Raw genomic sequence first — 15,777 nt, 5'->3', positions numbered from 1 at the left:
ACTTTTTCTGTTACACTGGTATAGGATATTTTACCTTTGTGTTTAATAGTTAATGCTCAAAGCATACAGATAATAATGAACTCTGGAGATACTATTTTACATAACTTAATTGGAGGATTTTACATTGATTACAGTTTCAGATATGAGTTTTAGTTTTTCAGGGCCTAAAATTTATCAAGATGTTAACTTGAAATTAACACCCGGTAATACTTATGGCATTATTGGTGCTAATGGCGCTGGTAAGTCTACCTTTTTGAAGTTATTGCAAGGAGAACTACAACCAACTGAAGGAACCATTTCAATCGGTGATAGCGAGAGAATGTCATCTTTGCAGCAGGATCACTTTGCATTTGATAAATTTACGGTTTTAGATACGGTGATCCAAGGTCATAAGCGATTGTACGAAGTTAAAACTGAGATGGACGCTATCTATGCTAAGCCGGATTTTAACGATGAAGATGGTGTGCGTGTTGCTGATTTGGGTGCGGAATTTGAAGAGCTAGATGGTTGGAATGCTGAAGTTGAAGCTGGTCAATTGTTGAGCAAGCTGGGTATTAGCGATAGTGTTTACGATACCTTGATGGGTGAGCTAACTGAAAATGATAAAGTGAAAGTTCTGCTTGCGCAAGCCTTGTTTGGTAATCCAGATATTTTGATTTTAGACGAGCCAACCAACGGATTGGATGTACAGACGATTAATTGGCTAGAAGATTTTCTGGCTGATTTTCCGAACTTAGTTATTGTTGTTTCCCACGATCGACATTTTTTGAACGCTGTTTCAACCAATATTTTGGATGTTGATTTTGGAAAAATTACACCCTTTGTTGGAAACTATGATTTTTGGCGTGAATCGTCTGAATTGGCCCAACGCTTAGCTTCTCAACAAAATGCTAAGAAGGAAGAACAAATTAAACAGTTGCAAGATTTCGTAGCTCGGTTTTCAGCTAATGCTTCAAAATCAAAGCAGGCTACAGCCCGAAAAAAGCAATTAGATAAAATTACTTTAGATGATATTAAACCTTCATCAAGAAAATACCCATTCATTAATTTCCCCATTAATCGTGAGCTCGGGAATGATATGGTTCGCGTTGAAAACGTTTCAAAAACAATTGACGGCGAAAAAGTATTAGACAATATTTCCTTTATTGGTCGACCAAACGATAAAATTGCTATTTTATCATGTTCCGATTTAGCAACCACTACGTTGATGCAAATTATAGCAGGTACGATGGTACCAGATGAAGGAACCGTTTCTTGGGGTGTTACAACGTCACAATCCTATATTGCTAAAGATTTAAATGATAACTTCGATAATCAAGATGTAACTATTTTGGATTGGTTACGTGATTTTGCGGAAGAAGAACAAAAAGATAACACCAGTTTACGTGGTATGCTCGGGCAAATGCTGTTCCGTGGTGATGATTCCTTAAAACAAATTAATGTGTTATCCGGTGGCGAAAAAGTCCGCATTGTTTTGGCGAAGATGATGTTGCTCAAAGCTAATGTGCTATTGATGGACGACCCAACAAATCATTTGGATTTGGAGTCAATTCAGTCCCTTAACGATGCGGTAATCGCATTCAAGGGTTCAATTATTATGACTTCGCATGACCATGAATTCTTAGCAACTACGGCAAATCATATTATTGAAGTGTCGCCAAAGGGTGTTGTTGATCGCGTTGATACGACGTATGATGAATTCATTAATAATGATAGTATTCAGGACAAAGTAAATGAACTTTACTAGTAGATAAGTAATATAATAAATTGAATTAATGAGCTGGCACAAAAACCATAATTTGTAACATATTGTGAATTTTGAGCGCCGACTTATTAATTCTTTTTTTGCTATTTAACCACAATAAAACAGGAGGTAAAAAAGAATGGCAATTGGAATTGATAAATTATCATTTTACACATCTGAATATGTATTAGATTTGGTAGAATTAGCTCAGCGACGTGGGGTGGATCCGAATAAATATACGATTGGTATTGGTCAAGATAAACAATCGGTGATACCGAATTATGAAGATGTCGTAACAATGGGTGCTAACGCGGCTGCAAAAATTATTGATAATGATGATCGTCAGCAGATTGATTTGATTATTTTTGCCACTGAATCTGGTATCGATAATTCAAAATCAAGCGCATTATATGTTCAAAAATTACTTAATTTGTCTGAATTTTCGCGAACAATTGAGATTAAACAAGCATGTTATGCGGGAACATTCGGATTGATGCAGGCTCGAGATTACGTTGCAAGCCATTCTGGTAAAAGGGTTTTAGTTATCGCATCGGATATTGCAAGATACGGATTAAATACACCTGGTGAAGTGACCCAAGGTGGTGGAGCTGTTGCCATGATTGTTTCAGAAAGCCCACACATTGCAACAATTAATTCTGATTCGGTTTATATGAGCCGAGATGTCGCAGATTTTTGGCGTCCTATCGATAGAACGGAAGCCATAGTAGACGGCCATTTATCAACAGATATTTATAAAGAAATGTTTTTGACACTATGGCAACGATATAAGGACCAATCCGGGCGGACAATCGCTGATTTTGCAGGTTTTACTTTTCATCTACCGTATACAAAAATGGGTAAAAAAGCTTTTGATCAAATTATAGATGAGGCTGATGAGAGAACGCAAGGACGGTTATTAAAAAATCTAAAGGCAAGTCAAAAGTTTAGTCGAGAAGTAGGGAATTTGTACACTGGCTCTGTGTATTTAAGCTTGTTATCATTATTGAGTTACGCACAAGATTTGGTTGCAGGAGAGCAGTTGGCCATATTTAGTTATGGTTCAGGTGCTGAAGCCGAGCTGTACTCTATAACATTGCAAGAAAACTTCTTTAAGTATGTACCAGCAAATGAAACAAAAAATGAATTAGCTGATCGAAAAAAAGTATCTGTAGATCAGTATGAACAAATATTTAATTCACAGCTTCTTGATTCACATGAGAACGTTTCATCTGATCATCCTGACGCAGATCATTTTCAGTTTTTAGGTTGGCAGAATGGTGAAAGACAATATAAATAAAAAATGAAGAGATGCGTATGCATCTCTTCATTTTGTGATAGAGCTGATTTCAGCACCATCTTTTGCCGCAAACAACACTTTGTTACTGTCATTGACACCCATTAGTTTAAAAGTGTATCCAGTTTTAAAAGATTTTTTGATATTCTTCGAAGTTTTTAAAAGTGAATCAGTGAAATTCGACCAGTGCGCTTCTTCTGCTAAACTTGGGTCGGTCTCTATTTGAGCAACCGACTTTGATAAATCTGAATCAGTGTAAAGTTTGAGCTGGAAAGTTTTGGCATCGGTATTAAAAGTGACGTCACCAATTTTGCTATATGCTGTGTCAAGTTTCTGAGTAAGCTCTTGTTCTTTTAATTTGAGTTGTTCTTGCTGTTGTTTCGTTGTAGCAGCGGATATTACAGTCGTACTGCCATTTTCCAAATTTGATTGTGAATGGGCTTGTTGCGACTTGGTTAGTTTGTTTGAATTTACCTGTGCGTCATTATTTTTTTGTATCTTTTGTATTGCTGACGGCAATTGAAAACCAAAAAAGATTGTACCACCAATACATAATATGGAGAATATAAGTGGTACTAGAAATGTCCCATATCTCTGCTTATTTTGTATCGTAAAACTTACAAGTAATATGCTTAATAAAAATAAAATGATAAACAAAAATATCATTCTCTTATCCCCCTTATTTTGAAAAAGAAAAAGCACTTAACCGATGAAGCGTGTCCCGGCACGGCATCACCATTATAGTTAAGCGCTTGCAACATTATTATATCTAAAATTATTGTCTGTTTCAAGTATAAAAGAACTACTAAGAAGTCATTTGTATATTTGTTTTGCGAAACGTTATTCATTTAGAAGTCTTTATGTCTTCAGGTCGATTAATCTCACCAGAAGGTGTGTTATACTAATAGCATTAAATAATATTGGAGTTAAAAATGTCAAAAAATGTTTACCTTGCGAGTCCATTCTTCGATAAAGAGCAAATTGAGCGTGTTGAACGTGTTGAAAAAGCTTTAGCAGCCAATCAAACATTAAGTTCTGTTTTTTCACCACGCGAACACCAACACGAAGAATTTGAAATGTTTGGCCCGGAGTGGCGTGTCGCAACCTACAACGGCGATATTGAGGCAATTAACCAAGCTGACGTCATGGTAGCGGTTATTGATTATGTAGGGCAGGAAGTAGATCCAGGAACTGCTTGGGAGTTTGGCTACGCAGTAGCCAAAAACATTCCGGTTATTGTTGTTAAAGAAAAAGCTGGTGCAGTAAATCTAATGATGGGAATGCCATTAACGGCTTATATCACGGATATCTCAGATTTGGAAACTTACGACTTTGATGCAACGCCAAAGATTGAATTTAGTGGTGAAATCTTTTAATTTTTAAGAGTGAACTTGATATGTGTCTCCCGAACAAAATAAAAAACAGGTAATCATTTGAACGTATATTTTTTGTTAATCGTTTTAAATGGTGATGTAATTGTATAATGAATAGATGATAAAACGAATAAAAAATAGTTTGTACTATTAATTATTCGTTTTTGCGAGATAGTTTGCTGTATAATCTGGTATAATATTGTAAGTAAATTTTAATGGAGAATTTGTATGACTATGAGTAAAGCAGTTGTAACAGTTGTTGGTAAAGATAAGCCGGGAATTATTGCTGGGGTGGCTAACACGTTAGCGGATCACAACATCAACATTTTAGATGTTTCTCAAACGATTATGAGTGATATTTTCACGATGAGTATGCTAATTAATTTAGAAGAATTAGAAGGGCAATTCAACGTGTTGCAAGATGATTTGAATAAGTTAGGGACTGATTTAGGCGTTACTATTCATACGCAACGTGAAGAAATATTTGATGCGATGAGTAGAGTTTAATATTTGTAGCTAACCTACTAAAGAACTTACGAATTGAATCATCTGGAGAAGTCATGGAAACAAAGCAAATACAAGAAACAATCAACATGGTCGAGGAAGAACATCTTGATATCCGCACAGTCACAATGGGTATTTCGTTGCTCGACACAATCGCAGGTGATCCACAACAAACTGCAAAAAATATATATAAGAAAGTTACAACATATGCGAAGGACTTGATAAAAGTTGCTGAGCAAATTGAACGTGAATATGGTATTCCAATTACAAACAAACGCATCAGTGTAACGCCAATTGCGTTGATTGCAGGTCATGCAACACCCGATGATATGCTTTATTACGCACACGCTTTGGATGATGCGGCTAAAGCAGTGGGTGTTGATTTCATTGGTGGTTATTCAGCATTGGTCCAAAAAGGTTTTGCCAATGGGGATTTGGCATTAATTAAATCGTTACCTCGTGCGCTAACAGAAACCGATTTAGTGATGTCGAGTGTTAATATTGGTTCAACTAAAGCAGGTATAAACCTTGATGCAATTAAATTGATGGGCGAAACTGTAAAAGGAATTTCTGAAAAATCCGATACAGCTAATGCCAAGCTAGTTATTTTTGCAAATGCTGTCGAAGATAATCCTTTCATGGCTGGTGCTTTTCATGGTGTCAGTGAAGCCGATGTTGTGATTAACGTTGGTGTTTCTGGGCCTGGCGTTGTAAAACGTGCACTGGAAAAGGTAAAAGGCGAATCTATTCAAGTAGTTGCCGAAACTGTCAAAAAGACAGCTTTCAAAATTACACGTGTTGGACAGATGGTGGGTGCACTAGCTGCTGAACGACTTGGAGTTGAATTTGGAATTGTCGATTTGAGTTTGGCCCCTACACCTGCACGAGGTGATTCTGTAGCTGAAGTTCTTGAAGAAATTGGTCTTGAACAAGTAGGAACGCACGGAACTACAGCTGCATTAATGCTATTGAATGACGCTGTTAAAAAGGGTGGTGTTATGGCTTCGCAACGTGTTGGCGGCCTATCCGGTGCATTTATTCCAGTTTCAGAGGATGCTGGTATGATTGATGCAGCAAAAGAAGGTACATTGACGTTATCAAAGCTTGAAGCAATGACTGCTGTTTGTTCGGTTGGATTAGATATGATTGCTATTCCAGGAGATACTAGTGCAACGACAATTAGTGCAATGATCGCTGATGAAGCCGCTATTGGTGTACAAAATAATAAAACTACGGCTGTTCGTATTTTGCCAACTTTGGGTACAAAGGTTGGTGATATGGTTGATTATGGTGGGTTGTTAGGTACTGCTCCAGTAATGCCAGTTGTAGAAAAGTCAAGTGCAGACTTTATCAATCGTGGCGGACACATTCCAGCACCGATTCATTCATTTAAAAACTAATAAAAAGTTGCGATAAAAATCATCGCAACTTTTTTATTTTGTATTTTTCGATTGTTGTGTTCGTGTTTCGGTAATTGGATTTTGGTTTGTGGAAACTGCTTTAGAAAACATAACCGCAATATAAACTAATAGAATCAGAATAACAACGGTAGATAAAACACGAAGTGGGTGATAGAAAAAGTTTTTAATATAATTTGAAATGGCAAAATGTTTTTTTTGCGGTGCAGCACTTTCTGTAATTGAGGATTCCAAGGCATAGGCAAAACTATTAGTGTCAACAGCTCTGGCTGTTGATTCATAAGGAACAATAGAAATTTCGCGTGTTTTTGATAACTTAGCTATTCGTTTGCGTCGGTCATCTCGATTTTTTAAGACATTTTTTCGGAAATTAGCAATATTAACCAATGCCTTGTTTTGTAACTTCATTACGCGCTCACGTAATTGCTCTATGGGGCTATATACTGGTACTTTCATATTTAATCTCCATATCTTTAACGTTAATTGTTAGATCCTAACTTTACTATACGACATCTTAAGACAAATTTGGGTGAGTTTATATGATTGCAAACAAATTTAATTGTTCTTAATCTTTTCAATAGATAGTATAATGAAAATATGACAACACGTGAAGAACAACTTTATCATGATTATTTAGAATCAGAACGCCAATATTCACCGCAAACCTTAAAAGCTTATTTAACAGATATTGCTGAATTTAAGAATTATTTGCATGAAAGTGGCGGATTTACAAAATTTGGAGAAGTTCAAACTTTAGATGTACGTGTCTATTTGAATGATTTATATGAAAAAAAGTTGGCTCGTACAACTATCTCTAGAAAGATTAGCAGTTTGCGAATGTTTTATCAATTTTTAATTACTAATCAATTTGCCATTGATAATCCATTTGATAGTATTTCATTAAAAAAACATCAGAACCAATTACCAGATTTTTTTTATGAAGATGAACTGCATGAACTTTTTGATGTGGCCTACAATCATGAAGATCATTTGTGGGAACGTAATGCAGCTTTACTTGAATTTTTATATGCTACTGGAATAAGAGTGGCTGAAATTGCTGGATTGACGTTATCTCAGTTGGATTTTTCGCAGCGCCTGGTGCTCATTCATGGTAAGGGAAATAAAGATCGTTATGTTCCTTTTGGGCATTTTGCAGAAAATATTATGAAAGAATACATTACAGATTTGCGTGCATCCTTAACAGTAAATCAAGAACATGAATATGTATTTGTAAATCATCGTGGCGAGCCAATTACACCAGCTGGCATTACTTACATTTTAAACCAGTTAATGCAACGTTCTGCATTGACTGGTAAAATTCATCCACATATGTTGCGTCATACTTTTGCGACCCATTTGATTAATCGAGGTGCAGATATGAGAACGGTTCAGGAACTGTTGGGTCATGTTAATTTGTCAACGACACAAATGTATACCCATGTGACGCGAGAAAGTTTACAAAAAAATTATCAAAATTTCTTTCCGCGAGCCAATAAGTAACCGGTTACAAAAATAGTTTATCAAGCGCTTCACAAATCTAAGAAAAGATAGTAAAATAAAAGTTATGATAACGCTAGAAAATAAACACCTCATTGTGAAAATTAATCCAGAAGGCGCCGAATTAACAAGTGTCTGGCATAAAAATGCTGAATTAGAATATATATGGACTGCAGACCCTAAATATTGGGGACGACATGCTTCAAATCTGTTCCCTATTGTGGGCCGATTACGTGGCGATCAATTTAGAGTTGCGGGTGAGACGTATTACATGAACCAACATGGTTTTGCACGTAATATGTTATTTGATGTTGTTGAACAAAGTGAAAATAAGGCTGTTTTTCGTATTGTTGACTCTGAGTCGACGCATCGTGTATATCCTTTTAAGTTTCAATTAGATATCAGTTATGAATTAACAGAGGATGACACACTACATATTGCTTATATCGTACATAATCCCGATAAAGAAGAAACCCTATTCTTTAGTGTGGGTGGACACCCGGCCTTTAATTTGCCACTTGATGGAGGAAAGTTTTCGGACTACTATCTGTCAATTGAGCCTGAAAAAATATATGATCGTGTACGTCTAGTTGGACCATATTCCAATCCAAACCATCCCACGCCTTTTAATGCTAGTATTCCACTACGTCTGCGTCAGGAAGACTATCATGATGATGCTATTATTTTGAAACTCAATCGACAAAAGACGTCATTTTTGTTGGCTCGTTTGGCTAATCAACATGGATTGCGTATGACATTAGACAATGCGCAATTTATCGGCGTTTGGACACCTGCTGGTAAACAAGCACCATTTATTGCGCTTGAACCATGGTGGGGGTTGGCTGACACGGTAGATGCAACAGGTAACTTTAAAGAGAAATTTGGTTCAAATGTTTTAGCTGCCGGCGATACTTTTAATGGCACCTATAGTCTACAGTTCTTCTAATAAAAAAGCATTGATACATTAGTATTGATGCCTTTTTTATTAGAATTTAGGTTAAAAGGTTGCATTATCTATCATAATGTCTTAAACTGATAGTAATTTAAAAACGTCATAAACTGATGAGACGGAGATCAAACCATGTGTGCACGTAAAGGGAGCCCTTGTTACTGGAAGTAGGGCCGAACGCAACATGGCAAATGGACCGTTGAGGGTTGGTTGAACGAGAGCAATCTCAAGTACTGCCAAACGTAAGATCCACGTAAGTGATCAGGTTATTGTTAGATAACTGTTGAGACGCGTTTTAACTCGAGTGGGCTTTTTGGGTACCATTTGATTTAAACGAAATCAGGTGGCACCGCGGGAAAACCGTCCTGAAATTTTTGCAAAAGCAAATTTTTCAGGACGGTTTTTGTTTGCTTAAAGAAAGAGGAATAAGATGACAAGAAAAGGTTATTACGGAGAATATGGGGGACAATTTGTTCCAGAATTGCTAATGCCAGCAATTAATGAAGTCACAGAGGCATTCAATAAATATAAAGAGGATCCAGCTTTTAAAAGTGAATTGAAAGATTTATTCGACAATTACGCGAACCGACCATCTATGTTATATTATGCAAAAAATATGTCTGAAGACTTAGGTGGTGCGCAAATTTATCTAAAGAGAGAAGATTTAAATCACACTGGTGCTCATAAAATTAACAATGTTTTAGGGCAAGCATTAATTGCCAAAAAAATGGGTAAAACACGTTTAATTGCTGAAACAGGTGCCGGACAACATGGCGTGGCAACAGCTACGGCTGCGGCATTGTTTGGTATGGAAGCAGAAATTTTTATGGGCAAGGAGGATACAGAACGACAGGCGTTGAATGTTTATCGCATGGAGCTACTAGGGGCCAAAGTTCATGCGGTGACAACAGGAACACAAGTCTTAAAAGATGCGGTGAACGCAACATTTCAAGACTGGACAAAAAGAATTGATGATACTTTCTATGTACTTGGTTCAGCGGTTGGTCCATATCCCTTCCCAGAAATGGTTAAATATTTCCAATCGGTTATAAGTGAGGAAGCCAGAAGGCAATTCTTAGAAATGACTGGAAAACTGCCAGACGCTGTAATTGCTGCCGTTGGTGGTGGATCGAATGCAATTGGTGCTTTCGCTAAGTTCATTGATGACGCAGAAGTGGAGTTGATTGGCGTTGAAGCCGCTGGAAAAGGCGTAAAAACTGATCAAACAGCTGCAACCATGGCACTAGGTTCAAAAGGTGTTTTTCATGGTATGAAATCCCAATTTTTACAATCAGCTGATGGGCAAATTGATCCTGTTTACAGTATTTCTGCAGGATTGGACTATCCTGGCATCGGACCGGAGCATGTTTATCTAAAGGATATTCACCGAGCAACTTATGTACCGATTACAGATGATGAAGCAGTTGATGCATTTGAATACATTGCAAAAACAGAGGGTGTAATTGCTGCAATTGAAAGCGCACACGCAGTAGCTTATGCAATGAAATTAGCACCAAAAATGAGAAAAGATCAACAAATAATGGTTAATTTGAGTGGTCGAGGTGACAAAGACGTTGCCGCGATAGCCCGTTATAAAGGAGTTGATATTCATGAGTAATATTCAAGAAGCACTTAAAACCTTGCTCGTGCAAAAAAATTTGACAGATGATATGGCTCAGAAAGTAATGAACGATATTATGGACGGCAAAGTGTCTGACCCTGAAATTGCAGCTTACTTAATGGGATTAGCCGCAAAAAAAGAAGCTGTTTCGGAAATAGTTGGCTCGGCTCGGGCCATGATTGATCATGCAAAGACAATTCCATCAGAATTTGAGGCAATGGACATTGTCGGAACTGGTGGTGATTTGTCCGGTACATTCAACATTTCGACAACGGCTAGTTTCATTGTAGCTGGAGCGGGGGTGCCTGTCGTCAAGCATGGGAATCGTGCTGCTAGTTCTAAATCAGGTACGGCAGATGCATTGGAAGCACTTGGGGTTACCATTGATTTAACACCAGAACAAGCGACTGATGTTTTAGCGAATGCTGGGCAAACATTTTTATTTGCACGCTCGTTTCATCCGGCAATGAAGTATGTTGGATCAATTCGTAAAAGCCTGGGATTTCGTACTATTTTTAATATCCTTGGGCCATTAACGAATCCAACACGTCCACGTACAATGTTGGTGGGGGTTTACACAAAAGAGTTACTAGTACCACTAGCAAATGTATTGTCAGAATTAGGTGTTCAAGAAGCTATATTGGTTCATGGACAAGATGGTTTAGATGAGGTGACATTAACAACTAAAACTGATTTGGCCATATTATCGAATGGTCATATTAGAGAGGCCACTTTCGACCCACAAGATTATGGATTTGACTATGTTTCTATTGAATCCTTACAAGGGGGTACACCAATTGAAAATGCTAAAATAACAGAGCATATTTTAGCAGGGAAAATCACTGGTCCTATGGCAGATACTGCAATTTTAAATGCTGCGCTAGCATTGTTTATTGCAAAAAAAGCGCAGTCCATTGATGCTGCCATTCAGCTAGCTAGAGAAACCTTGATTAATGGAACGGCATTAGGTCAACTAGAGGCGTTGCGATCATCTTCTAGGGCGGTGACGGCATGATATTAGATGATTTAGTAGCAGCAACATGTCAAAATATGTTGGCGCGTCAAGCTCAAAAATCGCTGCATGACTTACAAAAAGAAGCAGCACACATCACAGTTTCAAGAGAATTTCCTTTCGAAAAAAGTCTAGCTCAACAGAAAATATCAGTTATTGCCGAAATTAAACAAGCATCCCCATCGAAAGGGCAAATTGTACCTTCATCAGAGTTTGATTATCAAGGGATTGCGAAAGACTATGAGGTGGCAGGTGTCGATGCGATAAGCGTTTTGACAGAAGAGAATTATTTCAAGGGATCTCTTGATATTTTAAAAACAGTTGCAGCAGATTCTGCTACTCCTGTATTACGCAAAGATTTTACAATTGATCCATACATGATTTATGAGGCTAAAGTAGCTGGATCACAAATCATTTTATTAATCGTTGCTATTTTAACGGACGAACAATTAAAAGAATACCTATCTTTAGCAAACGAATTAGGATTGTCAGTAATTGTGGAAGCGCACAATGAAGAAGAGATTCTCCGAGCAGTGAAGGCAAATGCACGAATTATTGGTGTGAACAATCGTAATTTAAAAGACTTCACGGTCGACTTTGACAACACTAAACGTTTACGACAATTAGTTCCACCAGAAATTTTATTTATTTCAGAATCTGGTATAAAAGATCGCTCAGATGTTGTTACCCTTGAACAGATTGGCGTGGACGGTATTTTAGTTGGTGAGACGTTCATGAAGGCTGCAGATAAATTAGCGGCCATACAACAGTTAAGGGGCGAAAAATGACGCTAATTAAATTATGTGGAAATTTTCGTTTACAAGATATAGATTACTTGAATGAAGTTCGACCTGATTTAGCTGGTATTATCTTGGTTCCTAACAAACGACGCTCGGTGTCTCTTGCCCTTGCTCAAAAAATGCGTTCGCAATTGGATGAAAAGATTCCATTAGTTGGTGTTTTCTTAAATCAAGATGCAGATGAAATTTTGAAGTATAGAGAGATTGTTCAAATGGTTCAATTACATGGTAATGAGACTGAACAGGAAATTAGCAAAATACAAAAAGCAGGACTACCAGTTATTAAGGTGATGAAGCCTGACCATCAGTATAAAACACAAGCTACGCGCCGAATGATTGATGCAGGAGCAGGCTCTGGCAAAACATTTGATTGGAAAAAATTTCAGCCACTAGAGTCATTGGATTTCTTGGCAGGAGGGCTGACCCCCGATAATTTACAACAGGCAATCTCTTTATTGAAACCAAAGGTTGTTGATATTAGTTCAGGAACAGAATGTAACGGTATAAAAAACTTAGAAAAGATGCGCGAAGTGGTTCGCATAGCAAGGAGTAATAAATGACTAGAATTTCACAGGCATTAGAAAATAAAAATGCTTTTATTGGTTTCGCGGTAGCTGGGTATCCGGATTTTGAAAAGAGTGCAAAATATATTGTTGATATGGCTGAGGCTGGTGCAGATCTTATTGAGATTGGCATTGCTTTTAGTGATCCAAGTGCTGACGGTCCCACTATCATGAATGCTGATCAAGAGGTTCTCGAAAACGGTTCAACAACAGCTGATGTGTTTAATTTAGTTGCTGAAGTTCGCAAACACACGGATGTGCCTTTAGTTTTTCTAACGTATACAAATCCAGTATTTAAATATGGGTACGAAAAATTTCTCAGCAAAATGCAGTCGTTGGATATTCAGGGTGTTATTATGCCCGACATGCCTATGGAAGAACAAGATGAATTTTTGGAACTTGTCCACCAGTATGGTCGCGACTTTATTCAACTCGTAACATTACAATCCGGAAATCGTTTGCCGAAAATTGTAGAACGTGCTTCTGGATTTATATATGTAGTAAGTTCCTTAGGAATAACAGGCTCTAGAAGTAAATTGTCAAACGAAGCTGATGAAATCGTTACTAAGATTAAGCGGCTAACAGATTTGCCAGTTGCAGTTGGTTTTGGGATCACGACATATGATCAAGCAAAACAATTTGAATCTGCTGATGCGATTATTGTTGGTTCAGCACTTGTCAAAATTATCGAAGACCACCCAGAGGATGCTACATCTTATTTGACAGATTTTATTAAAAACATGAAAGGAGCGCGTCATGCGACAAATTAAGACAATTGACGCGGATACCTTAACAGTAATCAGTGCTTATTTTCGGTTGCGCGGAGAACATAGTTTTTTATTAGAATCAGTACCTACAGATAGTGAAAAGTCACGTTATTCAATTATCGCACTTGATCCTGTCCATGAGTTTAAGACCAACGGTATGTTGGTGACGGTTGATGGTCAAACTAGTGAAAGCAAAGATCCCCTGCTGGCATTGCAAAATTTAGTAGTTGTGCAAGAACAGCCCGTGGAGGAGTTGCCTTTTCAAGGAGGTGCCATTGGATATGTAGGGTTTGATACGGTTGCTTGCTATGAAAAACTAGAAAACCAACCTAAAGATGAGTTGGATATGCCCGACAGCCATTTATTTTTGTATGAAAATTTTGTTATTTTCGACCATCGTCAAGAAAAAATAAAAATTGTCGTGGATAATGTTTATTCGGGACGTCAGAACTTAGAACACGTCGTTCTTGCAATCGAAAATAAGTTGAAATTACCCGTGGCTGATGAACTCGTTCCGGTAAAACTACATGAATTAAATCCAAAATCAAATGTGACGCCCGAGCAATTTAAAGAAATCGTTAATCATACGAAGGAATTAATTCAAGAAGGCGATATGTTTCAAATGGTTCCGTCGCAACGTTTTAGTTTTGAATTCGAGGATAAACCATTTGATTTTTATCGGCAACTTCGTCGTACAAATCCGTCGCCGTATATGTACTATATGGACTACGGTGATTATCAAATTATTGGTTCATCCCCGGAAAGCTTGGTGACAGTAAGAGGAGAAACAGTAACTACTAATCCAATTGCGGGGACGCGTAAACGGGGGCAAACATTAACAGAAGACGTTGCCATTGCTAAAGAGTTGAAAACAAATGAAAAAGAACTAGCAGAACACCGTATGTTAGTCGATCTTGGACGGAATGATCTTGGTAAAGTTTCTGAATATGGCAGTGTCAAGGTGACAACTTTGCTGGAAATTCAAAAATACCGTTATATCATGCATTTGGTTTCTGAAGTCAGTGGAAAATTAAGGGCACACACACCTGCTATTGAAGCTTTGAAAGCTACATTACCAGCTGGAACTGTTTCTGGGGCACCCAAGGTTCGTGCTCTGCAACGTATTTACGAAATGGAACCAGTTAAAAGAGGTGTTTATGCCGGTGCAATTGGTTATTTATCTCGCGATAATCAGATGGATTTTGCCATTGCGATTCGAACGATGGTTGTTAAAAGTAACAAAGGATATGTACAAGCGGGTGCTGGTATTGTCTATGATTCTATAGCAGAAAATGAATACCAAGAAACGCTTAACAAGGCTAAAGCGTTGTTGCGAGTTGGAGGGGATGTATGATTTTAATCGTGGATAATTATGATTCTTTTACTTATAATCTAGCACAAATTGTAGGTACAAAGACTGATTTAGTGGTTTTAAGAAACGATGATCAGAAACTCTATGCGACTGCTGATAAAGCTGACGGGATTATTTTTTCGCCTGGCCCAGGAAAACCTGAGCAAGCAGGAGAAATGGAAAATATGATTCGACACTATGCCAACAGCAAGCCGTTGTTGGGTATCTGTTTAGGGCACCAAGCCATTGGTGAAGTTTTTGGTGGACGTGTTAAACGGGCAGCTGTTATTCGTCATGGTAAGGGTTCTGATATGCTGGTAGCAGACACATCGCCGTTACTAAGCACAGGATTAGTCAAAATTATGCGCTATCATTCTCTCATCCTTGATAAAAAAAATTTTCCAAAAGATTTCAAAGTGGTTGGCATCGCACAAGATGACGATGAAATAATGGCTATGCAACATAAAACTTTACCAGTGTTCGGCTTTCAATTTCATCCTGAATCTATTGGAACGCCGACAGGATCAAAAATGATTGAAAAATTTATAGCGCTAACTGCAAACGTAAAATAAAAACTATAATAATTAAATCTAGTACAAGAGTAAAAGCTTTTTTCATGAGGAATTAATGATGTAATGAAGTTTATTTTAATAAACTGTTGACATTTATAATAAATGAATGTATAGTTAATTACATCAAATAAGAATGAGAAAAATTATGAACAGCAAAGTCTTGAAAAATAATAGTTATTACTACTTCTGGTTTATGTAGAGCCGTCGCATTATAAGTGCGTCGGTTACGACGCACTTAGCGACCAGAAGTTTTTCAAGGTTGAGTCACTAAGTGTTGATATTAAACACCTAGTGGCTTTTATGTTTTCAGGA

Annotated in this window: 16 protein-coding genes; 14 read left to right on the top strand and 2 right to left on the bottom strand. The window is 37.5% G+C overall.

Features of this window, described 5'->3' with window-relative positions:
- The first annotated feature begins 124 nt into the window (after positions 1-124).
- Together HFP47_RS04275 and HFP47_RS04270 are read left to right on the top strand one after the other, a co-directional pair.
- Entirely contained in the window at positions 125-1,747 is a 1,623-nt protein-coding gene (locus HFP47_RS04275) for an ABC-F family ATP-binding cassette domain-containing protein (protein WP_179876103.1), read from the top strand.
- 136 nt (positions 1,748-1,883) lie between these two features.
- On the top strand, positions 1,884-3,041 hold the full coding sequence (locus tag HFP47_RS04270; RefSeq protein WP_011679916.1) for a hydroxymethylglutaryl-CoA synthase: 1,158 nt from the start codon (positions 1,884-1,886) through the stop codon (positions 3,039-3,041).
- Between the two features lie 27 nt (positions 3,042-3,068).
- Here HFP47_RS04270 and HFP47_RS04265 read toward each other — a convergent pair whose 3' ends face one another.
- Positions 3,069-3,704: a hypothetical protein gene (locus HFP47_RS04265; RefSeq protein WP_042251617.1), complete on the bottom strand. Its 636-nt coding sequence runs from the start codon at positions 3,702-3,704 to the stop codon at positions 3,069-3,071.
- A gap of 266 nt (positions 3,705-3,970) precedes the next feature.
- Between HFP47_RS04265 and HFP47_RS04260 the strand changes: the two genes are divergently transcribed.
- The 3 genes from HFP47_RS04260 (at position 3,971) to HFP47_RS04250 (ending at position 6,315) form a co-directional block, all read left to right on the top strand.
- A complete protein-coding gene (locus HFP47_RS04260) occupies positions 3,971-4,414 on the top strand; it encodes a nucleoside 2-deoxyribosyltransferase (protein WP_011679914.1) in 444 nt (147 codons plus the stop codon).
- A gap of 231 nt (positions 4,415-4,645) precedes the next feature.
- The gene (locus HFP47_RS04255) at positions 4,646-4,918 is read left to right on the top strand and encodes an ACT domain-containing protein (protein ID WP_014324802.1); all 273 of its coding nucleotides are present in this window, start codon (positions 4,646-4,648) and stop codon (positions 4,916-4,918) included.
- 53 nt (positions 4,919-4,971) lie between these two features.
- Positions 4,972-6,315 (top strand): PFL family protein, encoded by a 1,344-nt coding sequence (locus HFP47_RS04250; protein WP_002814654.1) that lies wholly within the window; start codon positions 4,972-4,974, stop codon positions 6,313-6,315.
- A 33-nt stretch (positions 6,316-6,348) separates the two neighbouring features.
- Here HFP47_RS04250 and HFP47_RS04245 read toward each other — a convergent pair whose 3' ends face one another.
- Positions 6,349-6,789: a hypothetical protein gene (locus tag HFP47_RS04245; protein ID WP_042251620.1), complete on the bottom strand. Its 441-nt coding sequence runs from the start codon at positions 6,787-6,789 to the stop codon at positions 6,349-6,351.
- Between the two features lie 141 nt (positions 6,790-6,930).
- Here HFP47_RS04245 and xerC point away from each other — a divergent pair, with 141 nt between their 5' ends.
- From xerC to HFP47_RS04200, 9 genes are all read left to right on the top strand, one after another.
- The gene (gene xerC, locus HFP47_RS04240; RefSeq protein ID WP_014324800.1) at positions 6,931-7,833 is read left to right on the top strand and encodes a tyrosine recombinase XerC; all 903 of its coding nucleotides are present in this window, start codon (positions 6,931-6,933) and stop codon (positions 7,831-7,833) included.
- Positions 7,834-7,897: 64 nt separating this feature from the next.
- On the top strand, positions 7,898-8,776 hold the full coding sequence (locus HFP47_RS04235) for an aldose 1-epimerase family protein (protein ID WP_011679911.1): 879 nt from the start codon (positions 7,898-7,900) through the stop codon (positions 8,774-8,776).
- Between the two features lie 433 nt (positions 8,777-9,209).
- Positions 9,210-10,397, top strand: a complete 1,188-nt coding sequence (trpB, locus tag HFP47_RS04230) for a tryptophan synthase subunit beta (RefSeq protein WP_011679910.1) — start codon at positions 9,210-9,212, stop codon at positions 10,395-10,397.
- Positions 10,390-11,415 (top strand): anthranilate phosphoribosyltransferase, encoded by a 1,026-nt coding sequence (trpD, locus tag HFP47_RS04225; protein WP_042251625.1) that lies wholly within the window; start codon positions 10,390-10,392, stop codon positions 11,413-11,415. The genes trpB and trpD overlap by 8 nt, the downstream gene beginning before the upstream one ends.
- The gene (gene trpC / locus HFP47_RS04220; RefSeq protein ID WP_042251628.1) at positions 11,412-12,200 is read left to right on the top strand and encodes an indole-3-glycerol phosphate synthase TrpC; all 789 of its coding nucleotides are present in this window, start codon (positions 11,412-11,414) and stop codon (positions 12,198-12,200) included. Before trpD ends, trpC begins: the two co-directional genes overlap by 4 nt.
- Positions 12,197-12,772: a phosphoribosylanthranilate isomerase gene (locus HFP47_RS04215; RefSeq protein WP_059442448.1), complete on the top strand. Its 576-nt coding sequence runs from the start codon at positions 12,197-12,199 to the stop codon at positions 12,770-12,772. Before trpC ends, HFP47_RS04215 begins: the two co-directional genes overlap by 4 nt.
- Positions 12,769-13,545 (top strand): tryptophan synthase subunit alpha, encoded by a 777-nt coding sequence (gene trpA / locus HFP47_RS04210; protein WP_011679906.1) that lies wholly within the window; start codon positions 12,769-12,771, stop codon positions 13,543-13,545. The genes HFP47_RS04215 and trpA overlap by 4 nt, the downstream gene beginning before the upstream one ends.
- On the top strand, positions 13,532-14,896 hold the full coding sequence (trpE, locus tag HFP47_RS04205) for an anthranilate synthase component I (RefSeq protein WP_084035137.1): 1,365 nt from the start codon (positions 13,532-13,534) through the stop codon (positions 14,894-14,896). Before trpA ends, trpE begins: the two co-directional genes overlap by 14 nt.
- Positions 14,893-15,465, top strand: coding sequence for an aminodeoxychorismate/anthranilate synthase component II (locus HFP47_RS04200; protein ID WP_179876102.1), 573 nt, complete (start codon positions 14,893-14,895; stop codon positions 15,463-15,465). The genes trpE and HFP47_RS04200 overlap by 4 nt, the downstream gene beginning before the upstream one ends.
- Positions 15,466-15,777 lie beyond the last annotated feature (312 nt).

Source organism: Leuconostoc sp. DB-1, assembly GCF_013414845.1.
Classification (GTDB): domain Bacteria; phylum Bacillota; class Bacilli; order Lactobacillales; family Lactobacillaceae; genus Leuconostoc; species Leuconostoc mesenteroides.
This window is presented reverse-complemented; position numbering and strand designations above follow the sequence as displayed.

What these genes read in the sequence shown, in the direction of transcription:
- HFP47_RS04215 (WP_059442448.1), top strand. Translation starts at nt 12,197, where the DNA reads ATGACGCTAATTAAATTATGTGGAAATTTTCGTTTACAAGATATAGAT.
- HFP47_RS04200 (WP_179876102.1), top strand. Translation starts at nt 14,893, where the DNA reads ATGATTTTAATCGTGGATAATTATGATTCTTTTACTTATAATCTAGCA.
- HFP47_RS04255 (WP_014324802.1), top strand. Translation starts at nt 4,646, where the DNA reads ATGAGTAAAGCAGTTGTAACAGTTGTTGGTAAAGATAAGCCGGGAATT.
- HFP47_RS04235 (WP_011679911.1), top strand. Translation starts at nt 7,898, where the DNA reads ATGATAACGCTAGAAAATAAACACCTCATTGTGAAAATTAATCCAGAA.
- HFP47_RS04260 (WP_011679914.1), top strand. Translation starts at nt 3,971, where the DNA reads ATGTCAAAAAATGTTTACCTTGCGAGTCCATTCTTCGATAAAGAGCAA.
- trpE (WP_084035137.1), top strand. Translation starts at nt 13,532, where the DNA reads ATGCGACAAATTAAGACAATTGACGCGGATACCTTAACAGTAATCAGT.
- HFP47_RS04265 (WP_042251617.1), bottom strand. Translation starts at nt 3,704, where the DNA reads ATGATATTTTTGTTTATCATTTTATTTTTATTAAGCATATTACTTGTA.
- trpD (WP_042251625.1), top strand. Translation starts at nt 10,390, where the DNA reads ATGAGTAATATTCAAGAAGCACTTAAAACCTTGCTCGTGCAAAAAAAT.
- xerC (WP_014324800.1), top strand. Translation starts at nt 6,931, where the DNA reads ATGACAACACGTGAAGAACAACTTTATCATGATTATTTAGAATCAGAA.
- trpB (WP_011679910.1), top strand. Translation starts at nt 9,210, where the DNA reads ATGACAAGAAAAGGTTATTACGGAGAATATGGGGGACAATTTGTTCCA.
- trpC (WP_042251628.1), top strand. Translation starts at nt 11,412, where the DNA reads ATGATATTAGATGATTTAGTAGCAGCAACATGTCAAAATATGTTGGCG.
- HFP47_RS04270 (WP_011679916.1), top strand. Translation starts at nt 1,884, where the DNA reads ATGGCAATTGGAATTGATAAATTATCATTTTACACATCTGAATATGTA.
- HFP47_RS04250 (WP_002814654.1), top strand. Translation starts at nt 4,972, where the DNA reads ATGGAAACAAAGCAAATACAAGAAACAATCAACATGGTCGAGGAAGAA.
- trpA (WP_011679906.1), top strand. Translation starts at nt 12,769, where the DNA reads ATGACTAGAATTTCACAGGCATTAGAAAATAAAAATGCTTTTATTGGT.
- HFP47_RS04245 (WP_042251620.1), bottom strand. Translation starts at nt 6,789, where the DNA reads ATGAAAGTACCAGTATATAGCCCCATAGAGCAATTACGTGAGCGCGTA.